Genomic DNA, 22,837 nt, shown 5'->3' on the forward strand with positions numbered 1-22,837 from the left:
TATAAATGCTAGTAAAAATCTATTGAAATTAGTAATGTAATTTTGGTATTACAATGAGGTTGGTTCGACCTTTTGAGCGTGGGTAAACTTGCTCCGTTGGGAGTATTGACCACGAAGCTACCATTTCAATGAAGTAAGTGGTAGTAGTTCACAACAAATACTGATATACATGCTATAATTATTATAAGTACTAATTATGATCAATTATTGTGCTTTAGTAAAATTATAGGATTTATGAAAGATGTAAAACAACTGAATAAATAGTAAATTTATTTGGAGGTGTAACAGTAGTGGCAAAGCATGAGTTTGGAATTATGCAAAAGGAACCATCAACTAAAGAACGATTCGACACCTATGAACCACAAAAATACAATTGTATTGAGATTGATGATGATTTCATTGAATCAATTATAACTGATTTGGAAAGTTTAGATTGTTATTGGCATACCACTCAAAGAGCAGAAAAAGGTCTTGCCTATTATGGTATTACACTTATACCACCTAAATCAATGGAAGCACTTATTAGTGTTTTGTCATGTCATAAAAAAGAGCAATATGCCTCTTTGATTGTTTTAGCTAAAGAAGCAAAAGAAAACGGAAAATATATAATTCATTATGAAATATAAATTCAAATTTATAGCGTCAGTAACATAATTATGTTTTCAATTCTGTAGCATCTTTTTTATTTGAGGTTGTAAAAATATATCTATTAATAAATAAATTAACTGCCTAAAGACAACGTCAATACTGTCTGTAGGCAGTTGTATTTTTGTTTAAATTTTATCCTAAAAGAAGTTACTAAGAGACTTGCAGAAACGGAAACTTTAGCTCAAAATTTAGCTACCAATGATGTAGATGCTAGAATAGCCCATATGATATTAAATTTTGGTGAAAAATATGGAGTGAGTAAAGAACAAGATATAGAAATAAAACTGCTTATAAATAGAGAAGAAATGGCAAACTATGTAGGGGTAACAAGAGAAACTATAAGTAGAAAATTATCTAAATTCGAAGATTTAGATATTATAAAACTTGTTGGTAATAAGGTAATTATAATCAAAAATGAAGATGCCTTAAAAGAATTTATAGAATAGATTATCTTAAAGAAAAGTGCTTTGCACTTTTTTTATTTTAAAAATTTGATTTGAATCATATTTTTAAATTCCAATAGTTTATATAATAAAGCCATAACAAACAAGAAAATAAAGCAAACAAAATAAATATTAATAAAAAATTGGGGGTAATGGATATGATGAAAAATATAAAAATTAAAGAAAAAATTTATTTAGTAGGAAAAATTGATGATAGAGATGTACCATTTCATAGATTAACTTTAATGAAGGGAACAACCTATAACAGTTATCTTTTACTTACAGAAAAACCTACAATTATTGATACTGTAGATATAAGTTTTGGAAGAGAATACGTTGAAAGTCTAAAAACTTTAATAGACTTAGAAAAAATTCAGTATATAGTAATAAATCATACAGAACCAGATCACTCAGGAGCTTTAGGAACTTTGGCCTACAATGCTAAAAATGCAATTATTGTTTGTAGCAAAAAAGCAGTTGACCAATTAAAAACTATGTATAAGCTTTATAACAGAACCTTTCTAGTAGTTAAAGATGGGGATACCCTTGATATAGGTGGAAAAACCCTTGAATTTATAGAAACACCTTATCTTCATACAGAAGAAACTATGATAACTTTTGCTAAAGAAGATAGAATATTATTCCCATGCGATATATTTAGTACTCATGTAGCAAACTATGAATATTTCAATGATAAAGCTAAAGAGGACATATTAGAAGATTTTAAAATCTACTACAGTTTAATAATGCATCCTCATAGAAGATATGTGCAAAATATGATAAAGAAAATAAGAAATTTAGATATAGAAATTATAGCACCATCTCACGGGTTTATATTAAGAGAGGGTGCTGAAAAATTCATAAAACTTTATGATGAAATGAGCCGAAATACAAATGCAGATAAAAAAGTTTTAATTTTATATTCTACAATGACAAACAATACTAAAAAAATTTCAGAATTAATCAAAGGATATTTTGAAAAGGACAATATAAATGCAGAGCTAATTGATGTTAATAAAGCATCAGATGAAGACATTTTAAAAAATGTGAAAGAAGCAGATGCAGTATTTGTTGGAACGTCCACAAAATATGCAGATATGATTGGAAAATTAGAAGATGTTTTAAGAAATTTAAAGGATATGGATTTAGAAAATAAGATATCAGCAGCCTTTGGATCTTATGGATGGAGTGGAGAAGGTATTGAAGTTCTCCAAGATTATTTAAATGAAACAAATATGAAGACTTTAAGCACTTCATACATTATAAAATCAACAGGAATGACAGATGTGAAATTTCCAATAAGAATTAAATTTTCTCCAGAAGAAATGGACAAAGAAGAAATAAAGAAAGCAACTATGTTTATAGCAGATTTATTATTAAATCCACTATAAGGATTATGCTAAATAATTATGAGAAATAAATTAGTTGTTTTAAGTTAGGAGGAGCTATTATGAAAAATACTATTAATGCAAAGCAAAAGCTTGGTGAAGTTGTTTCTATATTCCCAGGAGCAAGCAGAATATTTAATGATGTTAAAATAGATTATTGTTGTGGTGGACATGATACTTTAGGAAAAGCTTTAAAGGAAAAAGGAATTGGTTCAGATGAATTTATACAAAAACTTAATGAAGAATATGAAAAGTTTATAGAATCTAACGAAGAATATATAGATTGGAGAAAAGAAAAACCAGTAAATCTTATGAAAAATATATTAGATACTCACCATGAATATACAAAAAGAGAGCTTAAAGAAATAGATGCCCTGCTATCAAAAATATTAAAAGTTCATTTTAGTCATCATGGAGAAGAATTGTTAAAAGTTCATAGATTATTTGGATTTTTGAAAATAGAACTAGAAGAGCATTTGATAAAAGAAGAAGAAAATTTATTTCCATTAATAGAAGAATATGAATTGACTAAAGAACAAAATCTAAGAAAAGAAATAGATAAATTTATAGAAGAAACAGAAAATGAACACGATAAAGCTGGAGATATATTAAAAGAATTAGAAAAAATAACAAAAGATTTTAAAGCTCCAGAAGGTGCATGTACAAGCTATAGATTGGCTTATGATAAAATTCATAGTTTAGAAAAAGATTTATTTATTCATATATATAAAGAAAACAGTGTATTATTTGAGATGATTTAAATGGACAATAAAAAAATTCAGGAATTAAAGGAAGTTTTAAAAAATTTAAATAAATTTGGAATTAAGGATGAAACAAGAAAAGAGGCTCTAGATTTAGTAAAAGATATTGACCCTATAGATTTATCTATAGCAGAACAACAACTTATAGAAGAAGGAATGGAACCACAAGATTTAAGACATTTGTGTGATGTACACATGGAAGTTTTAAAGGATGAATTAAGTAAAATAAAGACAAAGATAAACAAAGGCCATGTAGTTTATACTTTAATAGATGAACATGATAAGATTTTGAAGTTCTTAGAAGATTTAGAAAAAGTGAATTCAGATATTCAAAAAACTACAAGTTATGATAAAGCTAAAGAAAAAATTTATAGTCTTCATAAATTAGCAGAAAATATATTAGATGCAGAGAATCATCATCAAAGAGAAGAAAAAGTTTTATTTGTAGAGATGGAAAAAAGGGAAATAACAGGACCTACAAGAATAATGAGAATGGAACATGATGACTTAAGGGCTAGAAAAAAAGAATTAAAAAGACTTTCTGAAAATGCAGATAAAATGGAATTTGATGAATTCAAGAGCAAATCAGATGAAGTTTCAAAATATATAATTTTTAACTTAAGGGATCATATTTTTAAGGAAAATTATATTTTGTATCCATCATCTTTAGAAGCTATAAAGGAAAAGGATGTATGGGATGATATGAAAAAAAGATGTGATGAAATAGGATATTGCAGCTTTACATTTGAAAATTAAAAGTTAATAAATTATGGATGTTTATAGAAATAAAAAAGAGTATCTTTAAGGAAAAAGACACTCTTTTTTAAGTTAAATTATATGGTCTAAGCCATTAACAGTAGTTTGTTCATTGTCATTGACTGGAATAACTATGCATTTTTGACCATCAATTATTTGAGATTTTATTTCAGGTATTTTTTCAGGTTTTACTTGAAGTATAATGTCATAGTGAGAAGCGGTATTAGCATCCTCTGAATTTCCATTGTGAATTTCTTTCGGAATAAGGTTATCATCATCAATTTCTGTAATTGGCTGAGTTTTTTCTGAAACTGGATTATCATCATTGATTTCTGTAACTGGATGACTTTCACTATTTACAGCAGCCTCTTGTTCAGCTTCTTCAAGCTTAAGTTGAAGTGCTTCTACTTGTTTTTTAAGTTGTTCTTCCTTTTTTCTCTGAGCATTTGCTTTAAGTACCTTTGAGTCAAGCAAATTCTCTGCTAAAGGTAGGTCTTCACCAAAGTTTTCTATATAAGATTTTTCAATTTTAGTAGTAGCTTCTTCAGAAACTCCACTTTCTATTAAAAGATTTTGTATCTCCTTTTGTGTTAAAGTTATAGGTTCATCATCTGTATCATCATATATTGAATTATGTTCATCTATCATAGTATTTAGATTCTCTTGTATTTCCATAAAAGTTTTCTCAGCTTTTTTCTCATCAGTATCAATATAATCTTTAATAATTGTATGGAAGGTTTCTTTTTGTATGTTGGCAGTTTGCTTTGAAGAACAACCTAAAGCTTCTTCCATTAATTCAGGATGTGGGTCTTTTGGATTTTTAGTGTAGTACATAACAGAGTTAACATCTGAACTACGATCAATAAAAGCAGGGAACACAAAACCAATGGTTGGAGCATTCACTACCCAATCTCTAATACGTGCCGTTATTTTCTTTTCTTCTTCAAAGTATCTAAGCCCAGGATCTGAAAGTGAAACAGGACATATTGCACATAAAATATACTCATATACTTCTTCAGATTCATCTATTTTGGAATTATCAGTAGTTTTAGTAATAACATCATAAGCATCATGAAAAACTAGTATTAAAAAATTACCAGTATAATCATAACTATCTATAATGGATTCATAAAAATCTTGAAGCATAGCATCATCCTTTAATTGGCTTTTTTTAAGCTTAATAAGAGAAAGTTGTTTTTCATTTTCAAGATTTTCATTAAGTGGAAAGTTAAGTTCCAGAATATTATTACCAATAGTTCCAGATAAGACCTTTTTAGCAATTTCTAAGTACTTAAAGTATTCATCATCTTCTAAATTTAAAAAGGTTTCTCTAAAATTTAAAATAATATTTTTTTCACTATTAACATAGCAACCACACATTTTAGTGAAGGTACAATAATCTTTCTTTAAACGTTTTTTTAACTCAAGTATATCTTTTTTGTTCATATATAAACCCCTCAATCTAATCTTTTCTATCTGTAGTCATTAATTAACATATTATTAAGTATAGTATTTTTTTTATATTAATTAAAGATTTCATTAGATAAATTTAAAGCAAATAATAACCATTATATCTCTTTTAATAAGTGGTTATAAAGAGAAAAAATATAATAAAGTCTGATAGAGATACATTAGTATATATAAATAGGAGTAGATGTAAAATATCATGATGAATAGGAAAGTAAAATAAAAAATATATTTTTTTAAGTACCCTAGAAATGCTATTTAGGTATACGTATTATTTTATAAGGAGGTGAGTTATGTTAGAAAATATTAATGAACAAGTTATGATAATTAAGAATGATAAAGAGCGGGTAAGTCTTTTCATTAATGAATATAAACAATTTATTATAGCTTATTGTAATAAATCCCTAAAGAGATATATTGATATAAATAATGATGATGAATATAGTATAGCTCTTATGGCTTTTTATGAATCTATAAAAAGCTATGACATAAGCAAAGGAAGTTTCTTTTCACATGCTCAGCGAGTTATAAAATTTAGATTGATAGATTATTATAGAAAAAATAAAACATTATTAAATGAGAAATCTATAGAAGAAGATAAAGAAAATAAGGACAAGTTTTTTTAAAACCAATCTATAGAAAATTATGAAAAACAGGACATTTCATATTTAAGAAAACTTGAAATAGAAAGCTTAATTGGTGAATTATCCCAATATAATATAACTTTTAAGGATTTAATAAAAGTTTCTCCTAAATGGAAGTCTACTAGAAAACAATATAATGAAATAATTAATTACATAATAAAAAATAGAGAGATCATTGAGGAAATATGTTTAAATAATAAGATTCCAATAGCAAAAATTCAAAAAAATACTAATATACCCCGAAAAACAATAGAAAGATCACGAAAGTATATAATATCAGTACTGATAATACTTTTAGGTGATTACCAATATATAAGAGAATATATAAATTTGGAGGTTTGATATGAAAAGAGCCTTAGTGGTAGAAATAAATGATAAACATATGATTGTTATTGATAATAAAGGTAGATTTAAAAAGGTTAAAAATAAAATGAATCTAAAAATTGGTGATGAATATGAAAGAAATGAGGGATTAATTATGAAAAAAGGTATAGTATTTGCAATGTCACTTATTTTATTGCTTGGAATAGGTAGCTTTGGATATTCTTATGCAGCTCCAAAAGATTATTTAACACTTGATATAAATCCTAGTATAAAACTAACAACTAATAGGTATAGCAAAGCAATAAAGATAGAAGCATTAAATTCTGACGGAGAGAGTATAAGTAAAGAATTAAAAATAAAGAATAAAAATGTTAATGAAGCTATAAAATTATTAGTAGAATCTGCAGTGGACAATGGTTATATAGTTGATGATGAAAATGCAGTTATGCTTACTTCAACAAGTGATGAACTATTAGACGAAGCAGAGATAGGCGCAGAAGAAGGCTTAGAGGAAGAAGAAATAAAAAATACTGAGATAATAAAAGAAAATGTTAATAAAGAAAGATTTGAAGAGGCTGAAAGATTAGGAATATCACCTGGAAAAGCAAATTTAATTCAGAAGCTTCAACAAGTAATGCCAGAAGCAACTTTAGATGAATATGCAAACTCTTCAGTTAAGGGTATTATGAAAAAGATAAAGGATCAAAGGGTTAAAGAAAAAGAGGAAAATAAGAAAGAAAACGGTAAAACAAAAACTAATGATGATGTAAAAGAAACTACAAACTCTAATGGTAAAGGAAGTACTTATCAAGAGAACAAAAAGAATAATGAGAACTCTATAAATAAAAACAATAATTCAAATACTAATAAAGAAAAAACAAATAATGATAAAAAAGTAAAAGAAAGTATTAAAGAAACAAATAACAGTGAAAAAATAAAAGAGGATATTAAAGGAAGAAATAATAGTGAAAAAATAAAGGAAAATACTAAAGATGCAAATAGTAGCGAAAAAATAAAAGAGAGCATTAAAGAAACAAATAATGATAAATCTAGTAACTCGAATAAAGATAAATCTAATAAAATAGAAAATAGTAAAGAGAATAACAATAAATCAGAAAATAATAACCTTTCAAAGAAGAACAATTAATATAAGGAGAATCTATATTCAAAGTGATTCTTATATCAAGGATATTAAAAAAGCCAGTTAAGTAGATAAAAGCTGATTCCTGTATTAAACAGTAGTCAGCTTTTTAAAATTCCATTAGTAATGGTAGTTGTTATTATATATAATTATTAATAACAGACTATAGTTTAGTTAAACTCGAACAAGTTTTATAATCAACCGGATCCGACTATTAATATGCATTATCTTAGCAGTTTCTGTGTCTAAACATGGATTGTCCAAGAGTGTATAATTCAAATAATTTTTTAATAGGGAAAATCTTTAATTATAAATCAATACAGTAATTAATTAATGGTATTAACAAGAATTTTTAAAAAGAAAGAAGGTTTATGATGAAAAGAAAGAAGTTATAGTCTATAAAGAACACACTGAAGCTCTACTTACAGGCAGTTGCTTTTTTGAGTAGTGAATAAGCTATATAAAATTAATGAAATTATTTACAGATGAGCTTTTTACTAATAACTTTTGAGAGAAAACCATAGAAAATAAGGGAATTGTTTACTGTGGATCAATATAATAAAATATAGGCAAGATAGATACTGTTATTTTTTTGATGTATAAAATAGAGTGTTTTGTTAGCTAGGGGGTGTAGTTATGAAGAATAAAAACAGATTTTTGCTCTATGCAGGATTAGTCATATAATTCAGCGGTTAGTTGCATAGAGGGTAAAAGATAATCGCTGTTTCATTTATATGACAAATCTGCAATCTTGTGAATTATAATAAAAAGGAGCAGGATTATGGTGCAGTATATAAATGCAAAAGATGTTTTACCAGAAACATTAATTCTTCAAATACAACAATATGTCGGTGGTAGTATAATTTATATACCTAAAAAGGATAATGATAAAAAATCATGGGGCACTTCTACGAACAGTAGAAATAAAATTATTGAAAGAAACAATGAAATCAAGAAAAAGAAGAAGAATGGTTCAACAATAGATGAGCTTATGGCTGAATATCATTTGTCCTATGATACAATCAAGAGTATAATTTATAGAAAGAAATAGAAGAAAAGCAGTCGGTTGATAAACTGGCTGCTTTTGTGTATTTACATCTATAATTAAACTTTACATATTATTACTTTATATTTTCCTTTATACTTTAATCATATATTGTAGCTTCAATATTTATAAGAGAACAATTTAGAAAGATGAACTTAAAAATTTTTATGAGAATCAACAAAATGCTGAATCTTTACTTATTAATACCTAACTAACTTCAATTTTACATGACGATATTTTGCTACTGACATGATAGCGAATTATGCTTAAGATTAGTATTGATATTGATTTCTATGTAATAAATTGTGAACAAAAAATTGTTTGTATAATATGAAAGTGGGGAGAAAGATGGGGAGTGAATATATAAAGAAACAAATTCATCATATACTAAAAGGTAAAGCTATTGAACTTGTTCCTGTAACAAAGGAACATATGGAGTTTATATGTGATGAAGAAAGTAATTCAGAATTATGGTGTTATGAAGAATATGTTGAAACTAATAAGGAACGTATTCGAGAAAGGTTTACTAAAAGAATTGAAGAAAGTGATGTTTTCGACTTTATTATTAAACGAAGTTCAGATAGTGCACAGATGGGAGCAGCTTATATATGGCAATGTAGTTCTACACGTAAAAGTTGGGAAATTGGATATGTTCTCTTACCAGAGTTTCAAGGTAATGGATATTGTTTAGAAAGTGCAAATCTTTTAATATCCTTTGCATTTAATGAATTAAATGCCCATAAAGTTATAGGTATGTGCCATTGCGATAATCTCAAGTCAGCATCTGTAATGCAAAAGGCAGGAATGTCAAAACAGGGTGTATTTAGAGAAGAATATAAATGTGGAGGTAAGTGGGTAGATCAATTTTATTTTAGCATTTTAGAGCGAGAATATCATAAAATTTATAAAGAAAGTTAGTTTTAAATTCATATACTATAAGTATTATGAGCGTGATGCGAAGCAATATTGTTATAAGAACTAAGGGAAGCTCAAGCTTCCATTTAATAACACTATAAGCAGGTTGTTAGGTATATGATAAGATGTATATTTTTATTCATAGTATTATGGAATTAGAATTTATGAATTATTAATAATGGAGAGTGGAATTACTATTAAGAACAATGTATTGTGGAACGAAAGTGTAGAAGCATTCATAAATGATTTATATTTATTAAGGCATTTTCTAACAAGCACTTGTCTTTCATATGCTGAATTTAATTAATACGTGAAATAAAAAGAAAAAATAATTTTTAGTATATTTTAAGGCTATGCTTTGATTCTACCATAGAAAAAATTCACAATTTTTAAGATTGCGTATTTTTTTATTTTAATTATAAAAATATACATTGGATGCAATCAGGCTACAGCTCTACTAATGAAACATAGGAAAATTTAAACTTTTAACATACAAACTTAGTTGGAGAAACACCATATAGCATACATGCAACTATTTGCTGGTCAGAGTACATTTTTGGTCTACCTTTTGTATTTAGTATTGTTACCTTCAAGATTCATAAAGGTAATGTTAACAGCTCTAAAAATTTTATACTCTAAGATTCTTTTACGCTTACGATTATTAATAGTAAAGATTGGAGTTTATTTACACTGTGCTATCTAGAAAAAATATTAAAAATCTAATGGCTTAGTAACATAAATGTTAAATGTATAATATATTATAAATGAAGCAAATTTAAAAGAATAAGGAGGTAACTCAATATGACAAATTACTGTTGTTTAAATGAAGAATCACAAGAATTTAAGTCATTAATATTCAATGCAGGAACCATGAATGACGGTACTGAGAGTATACCTGATACTGTACCACTTGGAAATGCTAATTCTAGTATTAGAATATTAGGATGGCTTTTACCTCAAGGTGATACAGATGAATATTCATTAACTTTTAGTGTGCCAAAAGATGCTCGTAATAGATGTGAAAAAGCTAAAGTTTTTGTTCATTTATTAACTGATAATTCAAATACACCAACTGGAAATATGTTTGCAATTAGACTTTCATCATTATTCGCTAGAGCTAATGGTGTAGTAAATGCGGCTAATATAATGGTTAATAATAGTGGCAATATTCCAATTCAAAACTCACCAGGAAATTTTCAATATAATCATTATGTTTTAGAATTTGACTTAGATGATATTATTAAAGCTGAAGATTTTGCATTGTTGAGCGTTGCTCGTATTGCAGTTAATAATGACTATGCTGGTGCATTACTTTTAACTAGTATAGAGTTTAGATATTTAAGCCACTAAGTATAAAAATAAGACAAGCTAATCAAAGTTAAATAAAATATTAAAAAATATTTTATTTAAAATTTTGAATGGCAAATAAACTGCCTAAAACACAAAAATTATAGAAAATGTAAATAATTAAGCTGTGTGGTTAAGAGATATTCTAGAATGAATTTTAGAATGTCTTTTCCCATATGGCTTGTCTTCATCTTCAAGTTTCAGTTCTAAAGTAGGCATATGTCCTCAACATATGCTGATGTCGAAATATATTGTGAAGAGCTACATAACCACCAACAGATGCCCCTTCTATATATCTTCCTTTTCTATCTTTTATAGTATTAAAAGTTTTATCTGTTAAAGGTATTATCTCTTTTATAAAGTAATTTTCATACATTCCTAAAGTTATGATTCTATTATTATGTCCAGAATCAATAATGTAGTGGAGAGTAAATATGTTAAGAACGGTTCCAAAGTTATTACCATATATTATAACATTATATGGTTAATAAGGTTGGAGGAAATTAATATGATAGAGGGGTTAACAGGAATTGTTATAACTAAAGAAGATAAAAGTTATAATATTGTTCGTAGAACTGCAAATTTATATTTTAGTTACTACCCAAAGGTAATTGTATATCCTAATAATATAACAGATGTAGTTAATGCAGTAAATTGGTCAAGAAAGCAAGGATTAAATATACGCTGTAGAAGTGGTGGTCATAACTATGAAGCATTTTCTGTGGCAAATGATGCTGTTGTGATAGATGTTTCTAATTTGCTTGATTTTGAAATAGATACGAGCAAAGGTTATATAAGAATAGGGGCAGGATATAGGCAAGAACAACTTCATCCTAAGGTAACTCAATATGGATTTGCATTTGTTGGAGGAGGATGTCAATCTATTGGAGTTACAGGAATTACATTAGGAGGAGGAGTTAGCTTTCTACAAAGGGAATATGGGCTAGTATGCGATAGTTTAGTAGAAGCACAAATAGTAGATGCTTTTGGTAGGATAATAACTGCTAATTCATATCAAAATCAAGATTTATTTGCTGCATTAAGGGGAGCAGGTAGCAATAATTTTGGAGTAGTAGTGTCACTTACTTTTAAAGTATATCCAGTTGATAAAGTAACAGTAATGACTGCCAGGTGGCCTAGAAAGAGTAGATATGAAGTAATTCAAGCATTTCAAAAGGTAGGGGAATATTTAGATAATAGGTATACCATTAAGGTTTCTATGACTAAAGATGCTATTGAACTATATGGAGTAGGGGTAAGAAGCACAGAAAAAGAAATGGAACAAGCTTTAAGTGATTTATTAAAAGTTCCTAATAAAATAAATTATACAACAAAGCATATTAGTTTTAAGGAATCTGTACAGGGGCGTCCAGGTTTTGTGCCTACACCAAAAGGATTTAAGAATACAGGATTACTTGCATATAATTCATTAGGAAAAGAACCTTGCCAAATAATGTTTGACTATTTAGATAATTCGCCACCTATACAGCCACCTATAGACATTGAATTCCTCTTATTGGGAGGAAAGATTGCAGAAAATGAAGGGTTGCCTAGCGCTTTTCCTCATAGGCATGCTAAAGTATTAATACAAATTGAGGCTGAATGGATTCTTAAATATAGTATGTATGCTAATGATACAATTAGGTGGGTAAATGGTTTAAGAAATTCCTTACTTCCATATGCAGGCTTTGGGTATCTTAACTATTGTGATATTAATATACCTGATTATTTATATAGTTATTTTGGCAATAATGTATCCTGGCTAAAAACTGTGAAAGAAAAATATGATCCATATAACTTATTTTATTATCCTCAAGGACTAAATTTATAGGTAGTGGATATACTGAAATAATATTTAAACTAAGCTTATGAGTAGCAGCAAAAAATGAACCAAATTACCAGGGAAATAAGCTAATCTAAGTAGTGGCGATGCAAATGAATGGTGGGAATATAATATGGATGAGAAAGCATATCAACATTCGAATATAAGAAAAGACCACTGGAGGATTCTCAGTGGTCCAATCTTAACTTTTTAATAATTACTATTTTGGAAGAATATACATCTTATTTTATACACCAATTACCAAAAATACTTTTGTATTCACTTTGAGCCTAAGATATAATGTAGCTAAATATTGTTTATATAAATGAATGTGTAAATAATTAATTTTTTTCAGTTTTAATATATGTTATGTTTTTATCATCAATTTTTTCCAAAGAAAGAGATTTTAAAGTATCTTCATTAACTATTATTTGAGTTTCATCTAACATAGTTACAGGAATATTGGATATTTCTTCGCCATTTAAAACTTTAACAGCAAGTTCTCCAGTTTTGTAACCTAATTTTTCATAGTCTATACCTTGACAAGCAAGTGCACCAGATTTGACAGAACCATCTTCGGAAGATATTACTGGCACTTTATTATTAGTAGCAATTTTAGAAACTATTGGTATGGATGAAACAATTAAGTTATCTGTTGGAACATATAAAACATCTATTTTACCTACTAAACTAGACATAGCTTGACTGATTTCCATTGAAGAGGAAACACCTTTTTCTACAACTTTATAATTATTTTTAGATGCATACTCTTTTAGAGTATCAACTTGTATCTTTGAATTTACTTCACTAGTATTATATAGAACACCTATAGTTTTAGCACCTGGGATAAACATTTTAATTAATTCTAGATTTTTATCTATAGATATGTAATCTGATGTACCTGATACATTTCCTTCAGGTTTATCTGTAGATTTTACTAGACCAGCAGCAACTGGATCAGTAACAGCAGTTATTAGAATTGGTATATCTTTAGTTGCATTGTAAGCTGCTTGAGCTGATGGCGTTGATATAGCATATATTAAATCCTTTTTATCAGATACAAACTTATTTGCAATCATTTGAGTTGTAGGCATATCATTTTGGGCATTTTGATAATCAATTTTTATATTTTCTCCATCTTTATACCCACTATCTTCTAGTGCCTTTATGAATCCATCTCTTGCTTTATCTAAAGATGGATGTTCTACTAGCTGAGTAATACCTATTGTTTTGATATCCTTATTTGAATCAGATAATTTATCATTATTATCCTTAGAACAGCCTGTAAGTAAAGAAACTCCAATTGTCCCTACTAAAATTAAATTCATTAACTTATTTTTTATTGTCATAATATAATCCTCCTAAATTTTATTTTTATATATGTAGTTAAATCTATATATTAATTAATTAGACTATAAATTAAACCTTACATTTTAAACAGCATATTCAAATTTATCTAGTATTTCTTCTATAGTTATATTTGATTTTTCCTCATCACTTATATCTAAAATGACTTCCCCTTTATGAAGCATTATAAGTCTATCACCATAGCTAATAGCATGCTTTAGATTATGAGTTACCATTAGTGTGGTTATATTTTTTTCTCTAACAATTTTATTAGTTAAATCTATAATTTCATCTGAAGTTTTAGGATCTAAAGCAGCAGTGTGTTCATCTAGTAATAAAACCTTTGGATTTGTGATAGTGGACATAATTAGGGAAAGTGCTTGTCTTTGACCACCTGATAGATATTTTACTTGAATATCTAAATATTTTTTTAAATCAAGTGATATACCTTCTAATAAGTCTTCCATAACTTCAGTTTTATGACGAAGACATTTTTTTAGATTTAGTAAGCTTCCTTTGTTTAAAGCTAAGGATAAATTTTCTTTAACTGTCATAGAAGGACAAGTACCTAAACTTGGATCTTGGAAAGCCATGCTTATTAGCTGAGTTTTCTTATGTTCAGCTAGCTTTGTTAAATTATTACCCTCTAATAAAATATCTCCTTGGCTTTCTTTTATAAAACCTGAAATTATATTAAGTAAAGTAGATTTACCTGTGCCATTACTTCCGATGATACTAACAAATTCACCCTTATTTATATTTAGTGAAAGATCTTTGAAAATTATATTAGGATCTCCGTATGGATTAGGAAATGCTTTTGAAATATTCTTAATCTGTAACATTTAAAGCACCTCTTCTCTTTAAATTTTTATAATTACTATTGTTATTAGAAAAAACATTTAAGTTACCAACACTTAAGAATAAAATTATTACTATAGAAGTCATTAACTTTAAGTTATTAGGAGATACTATGCCTAAATCTATTGCAAAATAAATTGTAAATTGGTAAATTAAAGTCCCTAATAATATAGATGTTGTTGGCTTAATAAATGTAAGTCTCTTAAATATGGAGGTGCCAATTATAATTGATGCTATTCCAAGTATTAAAGTACCAATCCCTAAATTAATATCAGAGAATCCTTGAAATTGAGCAAACAAGCTACCAGATAAAGCAACAAGAGCATTAGATAGCATTAATCCTAATATTTTTATAATACCAATATCAATTCCCAATGATTTAACCATTTGAGGATTATCACCAACAGCTCTTAATGCATATCCAAGGCCAGTAGTTAAGAATAAATCTAAAGTAAATTTGCAAAACAATACAATTGCTGCAACTAATATCAGTGGGGAAATGTCCATATTAAATAGGTGATTGAGGTCAAATAATGGAACGTTTGACTTTCCCATTATGCCTAGATTAATAGAGTAAAGCATACCCATAACTAAGATTCCTGAAAGTAAGTTAGAAATTTTAAGTTTAATATGTAAAATACCAGTAACAAGACCAGAAATTAAACCACATACCATAGCTAATAAGGTTCCAATTATTGGAGAGATATTGTTAGTTAAAGAGAAAGCAATAATAGCTCCGCCTAATGAGAAACTTCCATCAACAGATAAGTCTGGGAAATCTAAAATTTTATAGTTGATATAAATACCTAATACCATAATTGATAAAATTAAACTTTGTATTACTACAGATATAATTCCTGTCATAAAAGCACTCCTTTTAAAATTTATTTTGTATAAAAAAACCACATGGTATAATCCATGCGGTCTATTTTTGAATATAAAAGAGCCACATAGCATAATCTAGGTGGCTTATTTTTGAATATAGAAAAGCCACACAGTATAATCTGCGTGACTTTATAAATGTAGTAATAATGAATAACATTATAAACAATATAGCCAACACAGATACAATCCCTAATTATCAGTAAGTCTTAAGGGGCTTGTATCCATGTTAAAATTTAATAAAATTTATAACTTGATACAAACCCTATATAAATTGGCTATAAAAACTAAATCGTGCTTGTTTATTTATTAAAGTATTCATAATTACCCTCCAGTTTTATTTCATAATTAATAATATTTCTCGTAGAAAAACAAAAATAAGATTTAATATTTGTTTTTTCATTTAATTTAGTAAGAGTATATTCTATTTAAGATAGTAAGTCAATAAAAAAATATAAAACTAATTAAGCTTTTTTACAGATTGACTAAAGTTTATAAGGAGGTATATGAGAATATATATGTAGGAGTGAAAGTTTTAAAAAGATTATAAAATCAATAAAGTTATAATATAGATCAATTGAGTAAACATAGTATAAATCAAAGATTTTGTCATTGATAAGACCCGCGTAAGTAAAAATCCTATAATTTGATTTTAGCAATTCATATGCTATAGTATCTTGTATGTTTAGTGTAATAATTGGAAATTTATCTATGGCAGTATCTATATTTTTATAGACAAGTATTAGCAAAAAATATAAAATAATTCAATATAGGATGTTGAGGTTATAAATTGAAGAAGTAACTTTAAAAGATAAGGGGGAAAGAGTATGAGTCCATTAGAAAGAAAAGAAAAATCTATAGAAATATTAAAAGCTAATAAGGTTCCATATATGGAAGGACTTCCAGCTATTGAAGATGCAAATGAAATAGAGATGCGAAGTGCAGAAGGAATAGCTAAACGTGCTATTGCTTGTTTAATCTCTATTCAAGTAGCATGTGATATTAATAGTGGAGAGAATATTGAAGAATCTAGAGAGTTTTTTGAAGGCTTTTTAGAAAAGTATAAAGTAAAAGAAGAATTAACTGATAATGAGAAGAAAATTATTTTTGGAAGTCCAGATAGACAAGAGGTAATTAATATGGCATGGAAGTACGAAGCATATTGGACACTTATTTGGTCATTAGGTATTGTAGATAAGCTAGAATATCCTTCACAAATATGCGACTGTAACTTTGCAATTCGTGCAGTGGCAGATTATGAAGACTTTAATGATTTTATGAAAACAGTTAAACTGAGAAGCATAGAAGAAATATTAGATGAAGCAGATTTAATTTATCGTTATAACTGGGCTTGTGTAAATGCTAGGATACATGGAGAAAATCCACCAGCAGGGTTAGATCCAGGTGTAGTATTTGAACGTCATTGGGGATTAAATTGGCTTATTGGAAAAGGTACATATAATGACAATTGGGACAGTGTTTCAACGGACACTTAATAAAGCATATAAATTTATTTTAAATCTAAAATTGATGTTGTAAAAAATATATTGGCTTATGTGTTCTTAGTACATAAATAGTAAATTCAACAATAATTAAATCACAATAATACTATATATTAAAATAAATAGTATAATAATATATCATTATGTACATGAATATAATAACCTACTTACTTTTATTAAGTATGTATGGTAAAATGTATGCAGGTGGTGATTGGATATGGAAAAATACCATATGTGTCCAAAGTTTGAAAATGCTTTTGGATTATTAGGGAAAAGATGGAATGGATTAATTATAAGAACATTACTAGGAGGACAAAAGCGCTTTTCTGATATAGCAGATGCAATTCCTAATATGAGTGCTCGTATGCTTACAGAAAGATTTAAAGAATTAGAAAGCGAAGGAATTGTTATTAGAAAAGTTTATCCAGAAACACCTGTACGTATAGAATATGAACTTACAGAAAAGGGACATGACCTTAAAAATGCTATGGATGAAATTCAAAAATGGGCAGAAAAATGGAATTAATTAAAATAAATAAAAGAATCTCTTAAAATTAATAAGAGATTCTTTTTATTTTAAAAAAATATCTTGACTAATTGTAATTGGAGTGCAATAATAAAATTAAAGTTAGTTACTAAATGTAACTAGGTAAATTATTTAATCTAAATAATTATATGTAAGGAGATAAAATATTTTTATTGAACGTACATGAATATTGAAGTGTAGAGTTAAGAACAATATAAAAGAGGAGTGATATGAGATGTTAAGAAAAATAGAAAGTAAAAATATGGGGAGTAGTAATCTTGGATGGTTAAAGAGTAAATTTCACTTTTCATTTGCTGAGTATTATAATCCCGATAATATAAATTTTGGAGTTTTAAGAGTTATAAATGATGATTTAGTCCAATCTAATACAGGGTTTGACACTCATCCTCATAGAGATATGGAAATAATATCATATGTTGTCAATGGTGAACTTACTCATAGAGATAGCATGGGTAATAAAAACACTATAACTCGTGGTCATGTTCAATACATGAGTGCAGGAACAGGAGTTTATCATAGTGAGCATAATTTTGGAAAAGATACATTAAGACTTTTACAAATATGGATTTTCCCTGATCAAAAAGGATACAAACCTAACTATGGAGATTACAGATTTAATTGGGATGACAGGCAAAATAAATGGCTTCATATGGCTTCAGGCAAAGACGGTGATGCCCCAATAAAAATAAATCAAGATATTAATGTTTATTCCTTAGAACTTGAAAAAGGAAAAGAGATTAGTTTTCCAGTGAAAGAAGGAAGACAGGCATATTTAGTTCAAATAGAAGGAATTTTATTAGTTAACGAAGTTGAATTAAATGAAAGAGATGGAATGGAAATAGTTGAGGAAGATATTCTAGTTAGAGCAAAAGAAACTTCTCATATTATAGTTTTAGAAATGAAAAAACAAGACTAATACCAAATTTATTTATAAATAAAAAAATTATATATTTGGAGGTATGTTTAGATGTCAAAAGAATTTTTAACTGCTATTGAAGATAGACGCACATTTTATGGAATTAGTAAGGAAGCTATAGTTTCTGATGATAGAATAAAAGAGGTTATAGAACATGCGGTGAAACACACACCATCAGCATTTAATTCTCAAAGTGCAAGGGTAGTTCTAGTATTAGGAGAACATCATGATAAATTATGGGATATTACAAAGGAAGCATTGAGAAAGATTGTACCAGCAGATAAATTTGGCACTACTGAAGAAAAAATAAATTCATTTAAAAGTGGATATGGTACAGTTTTATTCTTTGAAGATAATGGTGTAGTAGAATCTCTTCAACAACAATTTGCTGCTTATAAAGATAATTTCCCAATTTGGTCTCAACAATCAAGTGGAATGCACCAATTTGCTATTTGGACTGCATTAGAAATTGAAGGATTTGGAGCATCACTTCAACATTATACTGAACTTATTGAAAATGACGTAAAGAAAGAATGGAATATACCAGAAAGCTGGGAACTAATTGCACAAATGCCATTTGGTAAGCCAACAAAAGAACCAGGTGAAAAAGAGTTCCAACCATTAGAAGAACGTATTAATATATTTAAATAGATTTTGTTTTGATAAATTATAAAATAGATAGATTATAAAAAAAAGTTCCTTTTTTCTAAAGGAACTTTTTTTATATAGTTGTTAAGTAGCTGCTACTTGATGGAAATGGATTTTTAATCATTAGTCTATTTATAGCTCTTTTAATTTTTGATGAAAATTAAAAAAGTTACATTATGGATATATTGCTCTAAAATAGTAATAATATGTAAAAAAATCTGTCTTAAAATATCTATAGAAAATTATATAATGAAATGATTATTTTGAAATATAATCTTGCACTAGCGGATGTTGATGATGATAGGACAAGGCTTCATAAATTTTTATTAGGTTTAAAATGTTATATTTATTAAAATTATGTAAATAGTAGGATTTTTTCATTTATTTGTTTAAATTAAAGGAAATTAAAACTATTTTCTAAAATTAGGATTATTTAGTATTTTAAAAATTTTTGGAATTTATGTATAATTATATTATTAAATAATATAATTTGAAAAAATGTATTAAAAAAGTTGTAGAGGAAGGTGATTATATTAGATAAAAAGTAGAATTATATTTATTGCACTTATCTTATTTTCATAATTTTTATCTCTACTCTACCATGAGTTTTAAGTCACGGGTACGTCTCAGAGAAGAAAAGGATTCCGTAATCCTTAGAACAACTTTATGGTTATTTAATTTATGTATCAAATCATTAAAAATAACCTGTTGTATTTTAGTAAAAAATTAATAAACATAAGGAGTAAAAGTATGATAAAGAAGTTACATTTTAAATCTAATTCAACTGAAAGAAACTTTAAAAAACCCACTTTATCCAAAGTATTGAGTACGTTGGTCATAACTACATTAATTGTGACAAATTCCCATGGACTAATTTATGCATTACCTAATCAAAACTTTGAAGATATCCCTAATCCTACTATGGAACAAAAGCTTAATCATGAAGAGGTTCTTCATGATAATTGTCTTGATAATATAAAAAGGGTTAAAGATGAAAGTTCCATTTTGTCAAATAGCTCTTCTGATATACCAGGGGAAATTAGTGGACAAGCAATAGAGAAATCAAATATAAGAGCATTTGGAGCAGAAAAATCAAGTACGCAAAAATATTCTATGTCTGATTTAAACCGCATGGATTATACTAGCCTTGTTAATCTTCTTGTTACTATTCAATGGAGTGATATTACAGATCTTTTCCAATATAATACTGATGCACAGGAGTTTTACAGCAATACAAATCGTACGCAAGCACTTCTTGATGCTATTGAAGAAAGAGGAAGTCAATTTACATCCTCTGATACAAAGGGCCTCCCTACTCTTATTGAGGTATTTAGAGCAGGAAACTATTTAGGTTTTTACAACAAAGAACTTGAATCACTTAATACTAAAGCTAATCGTGATAAATGTATACCTGCTATATTGGCAATTGAAAAAAATCCAAACTTTAAATTGGGTACAAAAGAACAAGATGATATAATTTCTTCTACAGGTCTACTAATTAATGCTACGTCATCCGATTTAGAAGTAATTAATTATGCTATTCCAATTTTGAAGCAGTACAACGAAAATTTTGATGATTATACACAGCAATACTCAAAGGGCTCTGCTTTATTCAATATGCTTAAGGGTATTACGTATACAATGGACAAATACATTTGGGATGACACACCTATTGAAAAAACTCCATATTATAGAAATATTGATTCTTTTATTGAGGAGTTAAACAAAATTGCTATAAAAGGAAATGTTAATAGTGAGAATGAATGGGTAATAGATAGTGGTATTTATTATACTGGACAATTATCAAAATATGCAAGCAATCCAAATGATTGTAATAAAGTACTCACAGATGCTTTAAAAATTTATCCTTATTTAAGCTCATCTTATTTTAAAGCTGCTGATCAGATATATAGGAATTTTAATGGTAAAGACTATTATGGAAATATAATTGATATAAACAAATTAAACGAAGAAGGAAAACAACATTATTTACCTAAAACATATATATTTGATGATGGAAAATTTGTATTTAAAGCAGGAGATAAAATATCCACTGATAAAATTCAACGACTTTACTGGGCTACAAAAGAAGTAAACGCTCAGTTCTATAGAATTTTTGGAGATGATACTCCTATAGACAAAGGACCTAGTGCAGATGATGTGTTAACAGTTGTTGTTTATAACACTCCAGATGAATACAAAATGAATTCAACTTTATACGGCTATAGCACTGATAATGGAGGTATATATATTGAAAGTGATGGTACATTCTTTACCTATGAGAGAACTCCAGAACAAAGCATATATTCACTTGAAGAATTATTCCGTCATGAGTTTACTCATTACCTTCAGGGAAGATACCTTGTACCTGGTATGTGGGGACAAACTGAAATTTATAAAAATGATAAACTTTCTTGGTATGAAGAAGGTGGTGCTGAATTTTTTGCAGGATCTACTCGTACTCAAGATATATTACCAAGACACTCTATTGTAGGTGGAATATCTAATAATCCTTCAGAAAGATACACCATAGACCAATTGGTTCATTCAGGCTATAGCAGTGGTTGGAGTTTTTATCATTATGGATTTGCACTCCATAATTACTTGTATAATAACAATTTAGATTTATACAATAAATTGGCAGATTCTATAAAATCAGATAATGTAAAACAATATGATAGTTACATTAATACAATGAGTAATAATACTCTTAACACTGAGTATCAAAATCATATGCAGCATTTAGTAGATAATTTGGACACATTAACTGTTCCACTAGTTTCTGATGATTACTTAGCTAAACATCCAGCTAAAAATGAATCAGAGATTTTTTCAGATATTACATCTGTTGCAAAATTAAAAAACGTTTCTACTGAAAAGCAGAAATCTCCATTCTTTAATACATTTACTCTTCGTGGAACGTATACTTTAGGAACTTCAAAAGGTAAATTACATGATTGGAAGTTAATGAACAGTACTGCAAATAATTTTTTAAACACATTAAATAGTTATCCTTGGAGTGGATATAGAACTCTTAGTTGTTATTTTGTTAACTACAAAGTGGATTCATCAAATAATGCTGAATTTGAAGTGGTATTTCAAGGAATGCTTTCTAATACCGCAGACTTTAATAGTCCTCCTATAGCTAAGATAAATGGACCTTATACAGGAACTATAAATAATCCTATAAGTTTCAGTAGTGATGGATCTACTGACCCAGATGGTAAAATAGTTTCATATCTATGGGATTTTGGTGATGGAACTACTAGTAATGATCCTAATCCTACTCATTTATATACAAGGGATGGTAACTATAATGTTAAACTTACTGTAACTGATGACAAAGGAGCTTATAATTCTGAGAGCACTTCAGTTAATGTAATTGATGATTCTCCAAAAGATATTTTAATTTCTCATGAACCAAATGATACCTTTG

19 protein-coding genes and 2 pseudogenes are annotated in these 22,837 nt (G+C 27.7%); 16 read left to right on the forward strand and 5 right to left on the reverse strand.

Annotated features, from left to right (window positions below; all coding sequences use genetic code 11):
• The first annotated feature begins 290 nt into the window (after positions 1-290).
• The 5 genes and pseudogenes from B3603_RS15855 to B3603_RS15875 all read left to right on the forward strand — a co-directional run bounded on the left by B3603_RS15855 (position 291) and on the right by B3603_RS15875 (position 3,996).
• Positions 291-626: a hypothetical protein gene (locus B3603_RS15855; RefSeq protein ID WP_291566686.1), complete on the forward strand. Its 336-nt coding sequence runs from the start codon at positions 291-293 to the stop codon at positions 624-626.
• Positions 627-782: 156 nt separating this feature from the next.
• A pseudogene (locus B3603_RS15860) lies at positions 783-1,094 on the forward strand (Crp/Fnr family transcriptional regulator); the annotation flags it as partial.
• Between the two features lie 155 nt (positions 1,095-1,249).
• Positions 1,250-2,482 carry an FprA family A-type flavoprotein gene (locus B3603_RS15865; protein ID WP_291566688.1) on the forward strand — a complete coding sequence of 411 codons (1,233 nt, stop codon included), beginning with the start codon at positions 1,250-1,252 and terminating at the stop codon, positions 2,480-2,482.
• A 59-nt stretch (positions 2,483-2,541) separates the two neighbouring features.
• Positions 2,542-3,240 carry an iron-sulfur cluster repair di-iron protein gene (gene ric / locus B3603_RS15870; RefSeq protein WP_291566690.1) on the forward strand — a complete coding sequence of 233 codons (699 nt, stop codon included), beginning with the start codon at positions 2,542-2,544 and terminating at the stop codon, positions 3,238-3,240.
• On the forward strand, positions 3,241-3,996 hold the full coding sequence (locus tag B3603_RS15875; protein ID WP_291566692.1) for a DUF438 domain-containing protein: 756 nt from the start codon (positions 3,241-3,243) through the stop codon (positions 3,994-3,996).
• 72 nt (positions 3,997-4,068) lie between these two features.
• Here B3603_RS15875 and B3603_RS15880 read toward each other — a convergent pair whose 3' ends face one another.
• Positions 4,069-5,442 carry a DUF4317 domain-containing protein gene (locus tag B3603_RS15880; protein WP_291566694.1) on the reverse strand — a complete coding sequence of 458 codons (1,374 nt, stop codon included), beginning with the start codon at positions 5,440-5,442 and terminating at the stop codon, positions 4,069-4,071.
• Positions 5,443-5,756: 314 nt separating this feature from the next.
• Here B3603_RS15880 and B3603_RS15885 point away from each other — a divergent pair, with 314 nt between their 5' ends.
• The 5 genes from B3603_RS15885 (at position 5,757) to B3603_RS15905 (ending at position 10,882) form a co-directional block, all read left to right on the forward strand.
• Positions 5,757-6,089 carry a sigma factor gene (locus B3603_RS15885; RefSeq protein WP_291566696.1) on the forward strand — a complete coding sequence of 111 codons (333 nt, stop codon included), beginning with the start codon at positions 5,757-5,759 and terminating at the stop codon, positions 6,087-6,089.
• Between the two features lie 361 nt (positions 6,090-6,450).
• Positions 6,451-7,578, forward strand: a complete 1,128-nt coding sequence (locus tag B3603_RS15890; RefSeq protein ID WP_291566698.1) for an anti-sigma-I factor RsgI family protein — start codon at positions 6,451-6,453, stop codon at positions 7,576-7,578.
• 775 nt (positions 7,579-8,353) lie between these two features.
• On the forward strand, positions 8,354-8,623 hold the full coding sequence (locus B3603_RS15895; RefSeq protein ID WP_291566700.1) for a CD3324 family protein: 270 nt from the start codon (positions 8,354-8,356) through the stop codon (positions 8,621-8,623).
• 342 nt (positions 8,624-8,965) lie between these two features.
• Entirely contained in the window at positions 8,966-9,535 is a 570-nt protein-coding gene (locus B3603_RS15900) for a GNAT family N-acetyltransferase (RefSeq protein ID WP_291566702.1), read from the forward strand.
• A 798-nt stretch (positions 9,536-10,333) separates the two neighbouring features.
• Positions 10,334-10,882, forward strand: coding sequence for a hypothetical protein (locus B3603_RS15905; protein ID WP_291566703.1), 549 nt, complete (start codon positions 10,334-10,336; stop codon positions 10,880-10,882).
• Between the two features lie 165 nt (positions 10,883-11,047).
• Here B3603_RS15905 and B3603_RS15910 read toward each other — a convergent pair.
• Positions 11,048-11,291: pseudogene (locus B3603_RS15910) on the reverse strand (alpha/beta hydrolase-fold protein); the annotation flags it as partial.
• A 96-nt stretch (positions 11,292-11,387) separates the two neighbouring features.
• Between B3603_RS15910 and B3603_RS15915 the strand changes: the two are divergent.
• Complete coding sequence (locus B3603_RS15915; RefSeq protein WP_291566705.1) at positions 11,388-12,710, forward strand: FAD-dependent oxidoreductase; 1,323 nt, start codon at positions 11,388-11,390, stop codon at positions 12,708-12,710.
• Positions 12,711-13,042: 332 nt separating this feature from the next.
• Here the strand turns inward: B3603_RS15915 and B3603_RS15920 are convergent, their stop codons facing one another.
• The 3 genes from B3603_RS15920 to B3603_RS15930 form a co-directional block, all read right to left on the reverse strand.
• The gene (locus B3603_RS15920) at positions 13,043-14,050 is read right to left on the reverse strand and encodes an ABC transporter substrate-binding protein (protein ID WP_291566707.1); all 1,008 of its coding nucleotides are present in this window, start codon (positions 14,048-14,050) and stop codon (positions 13,043-13,045) included.
• An 84-nt stretch (positions 14,051-14,134) separates the two neighbouring features.
• On the reverse strand, positions 14,135-14,890 hold the full coding sequence (locus B3603_RS15925; protein ID WP_291566709.1) for an ABC transporter ATP-binding protein: 756 nt from the start codon (positions 14,888-14,890) through the stop codon (positions 14,135-14,137).
• The gene (locus B3603_RS15930; RefSeq protein ID WP_291566711.1) at positions 14,877-15,770 is read right to left on the reverse strand and encodes an ABC transporter permease; all 894 of its coding nucleotides are present in this window, start codon (positions 15,768-15,770) and stop codon (positions 14,877-14,879) included. The genes B3603_RS15925 and B3603_RS15930 overlap by 14 nt, the downstream gene beginning before the upstream one ends.
• 845 nt (positions 15,771-16,615) lie before the next feature.
• On the opposite strand from B3603_RS15930, the gene B3603_RS15935 reads away from it, so the two are divergent.
• The 5 genes from B3603_RS15935 to B3603_RS15955 all read left to right on the forward strand — a co-directional run.
• Positions 16,616-17,284, forward strand: coding sequence for a DUF4272 domain-containing protein (locus B3603_RS15935; protein ID WP_291566713.1), 669 nt, complete (start codon positions 16,616-16,618; stop codon positions 17,282-17,284).
• Between the two features lie 223 nt (positions 17,285-17,507).
• Complete coding sequence (locus B3603_RS15940; RefSeq protein WP_039632978.1) at positions 17,508-17,816, forward strand: winged helix-turn-helix transcriptional regulator; 309 nt, start codon at positions 17,508-17,510, stop codon at positions 17,814-17,816.
• Positions 17,817-18,051: 235 nt separating this feature from the next.
• Complete coding sequence (locus B3603_RS15945; protein WP_291566716.1) at positions 18,052-18,753, forward strand: pirin family protein; 702 nt, start codon at positions 18,052-18,054, stop codon at positions 18,751-18,753.
• 51 nt (positions 18,754-18,804) lie between these two features.
• Positions 18,805-19,404, forward strand: coding sequence for a nitroreductase family protein (locus B3603_RS15950; RefSeq protein WP_291566717.1), 600 nt, complete (start codon positions 18,805-18,807; stop codon positions 19,402-19,404).
• A gap of 747 nt (positions 19,405-20,151) precedes the next feature.
• Positions 20,152-22,837 (forward strand): collagenase (locus B3603_RS15955; RefSeq protein WP_291566719.1); only part of this gene is annotated, 2,686 nt, incomplete at its 3' end.

Origin of the sequence: Clostridium sp. UBA2485, assembly GCF_002341865.1 — a bacterium.
Taxonomy (GTDB): domain Bacteria; phylum Bacillota; class Clostridia; order Clostridiales; family Clostridiaceae; genus Clostridium_J.

What these genes read in the sequence shown, in the direction of transcription:
- B3603_RS15885 (WP_291566696.1), top strand. Translation starts at nt 5,757, where the DNA reads ATGTTAGAAAATATTAATGAACAAGTTATGATAATTAAGAATGATAAA.
- B3603_RS15945 (WP_291566716.1), top strand. Translation starts at nt 18,052, where the DNA reads ATGTTAAGAAAAATAGAAAGTAAAAATATGGGGAGTAGTAATCTTGGA.
- B3603_RS15940 (WP_039632978.1), top strand. Translation starts at nt 17,508, where the DNA reads ATGGAAAAATACCATATGTGTCCAAAGTTTGAAAATGCTTTTGGATTA.
- B3603_RS15875 (WP_291566692.1), top strand. Translation starts at nt 3,241, where the DNA reads ATGGACAATAAAAAAATTCAGGAATTAAAGGAAGTTTTAAAAAATTTA.
- B3603_RS15865 (WP_291566688.1), top strand. Translation starts at nt 1,250, where the DNA reads ATGATGAAAAATATAAAAATTAAAGAAAAAATTTATTTAGTAGGAAAA.
- B3603_RS15905 (WP_291566703.1), top strand. Translation starts at nt 10,334, where the DNA reads ATGACAAATTACTGTTGTTTAAATGAAGAATCACAAGAATTTAAGTCA.
- B3603_RS15935 (WP_291566713.1), top strand. Translation starts at nt 16,616, where the DNA reads ATGAGTCCATTAGAAAGAAAAGAAAAATCTATAGAAATATTAAAAGCT.
- B3603_RS15900 (WP_291566702.1), top strand. Translation starts at nt 8,966, where the DNA reads ATGGGGAGTGAATATATAAAGAAACAAATTCATCATATACTAAAAGGT.
- B3603_RS15915 (WP_291566705.1), top strand. Translation starts at nt 11,388, where the DNA reads ATGATAGAGGGGTTAACAGGAATTGTTATAACTAAAGAAGATAAAAGT.
- B3603_RS15950 (WP_291566717.1), top strand. Translation starts at nt 18,805, where the DNA reads ATGTCAAAAGAATTTTTAACTGCTATTGAAGATAGACGCACATTTTAT.
- ric (WP_291566690.1), top strand. Translation starts at nt 2,542, where the DNA reads ATGAAAAATACTATTAATGCAAAGCAAAAGCTTGGTGAAGTTGTTTCT.
- B3603_RS15925 (WP_291566709.1), bottom strand. Translation starts at nt 14,890, where the DNA reads ATGTTACAGATTAAGAATATTTCAAAAGCATTTCCTAATCCATACGGA.
- B3603_RS15890 (WP_291566698.1), top strand. Translation starts at nt 6,451, where the DNA reads ATGAAAAGAGCCTTAGTGGTAGAAATAAATGATAAACATATGATTGTT.
- B3603_RS15930 (WP_291566711.1), bottom strand. Translation starts at nt 15,770, where the DNA reads ATGACAGGAATTATATCTGTAGTAATACAAAGTTTAATTTTATCAATT.
- B3603_RS15880 (WP_291566694.1), bottom strand. Translation starts at nt 5,442, where the DNA reads ATGAACAAAAAAGATATACTTGAGTTAAAAAAACGTTTAAAGAAAGAT.
- B3603_RS15920 (WP_291566707.1), bottom strand. Translation starts at nt 14,050, where the DNA reads ATGACAATAAAAAATAAGTTAATGAATTTAATTTTAGTAGGGACAATT.
- B3603_RS15895 (WP_291566700.1), top strand. Translation starts at nt 8,354, where the DNA reads ATGGTGCAGTATATAAATGCAAAAGATGTTTTACCAGAAACATTAATT.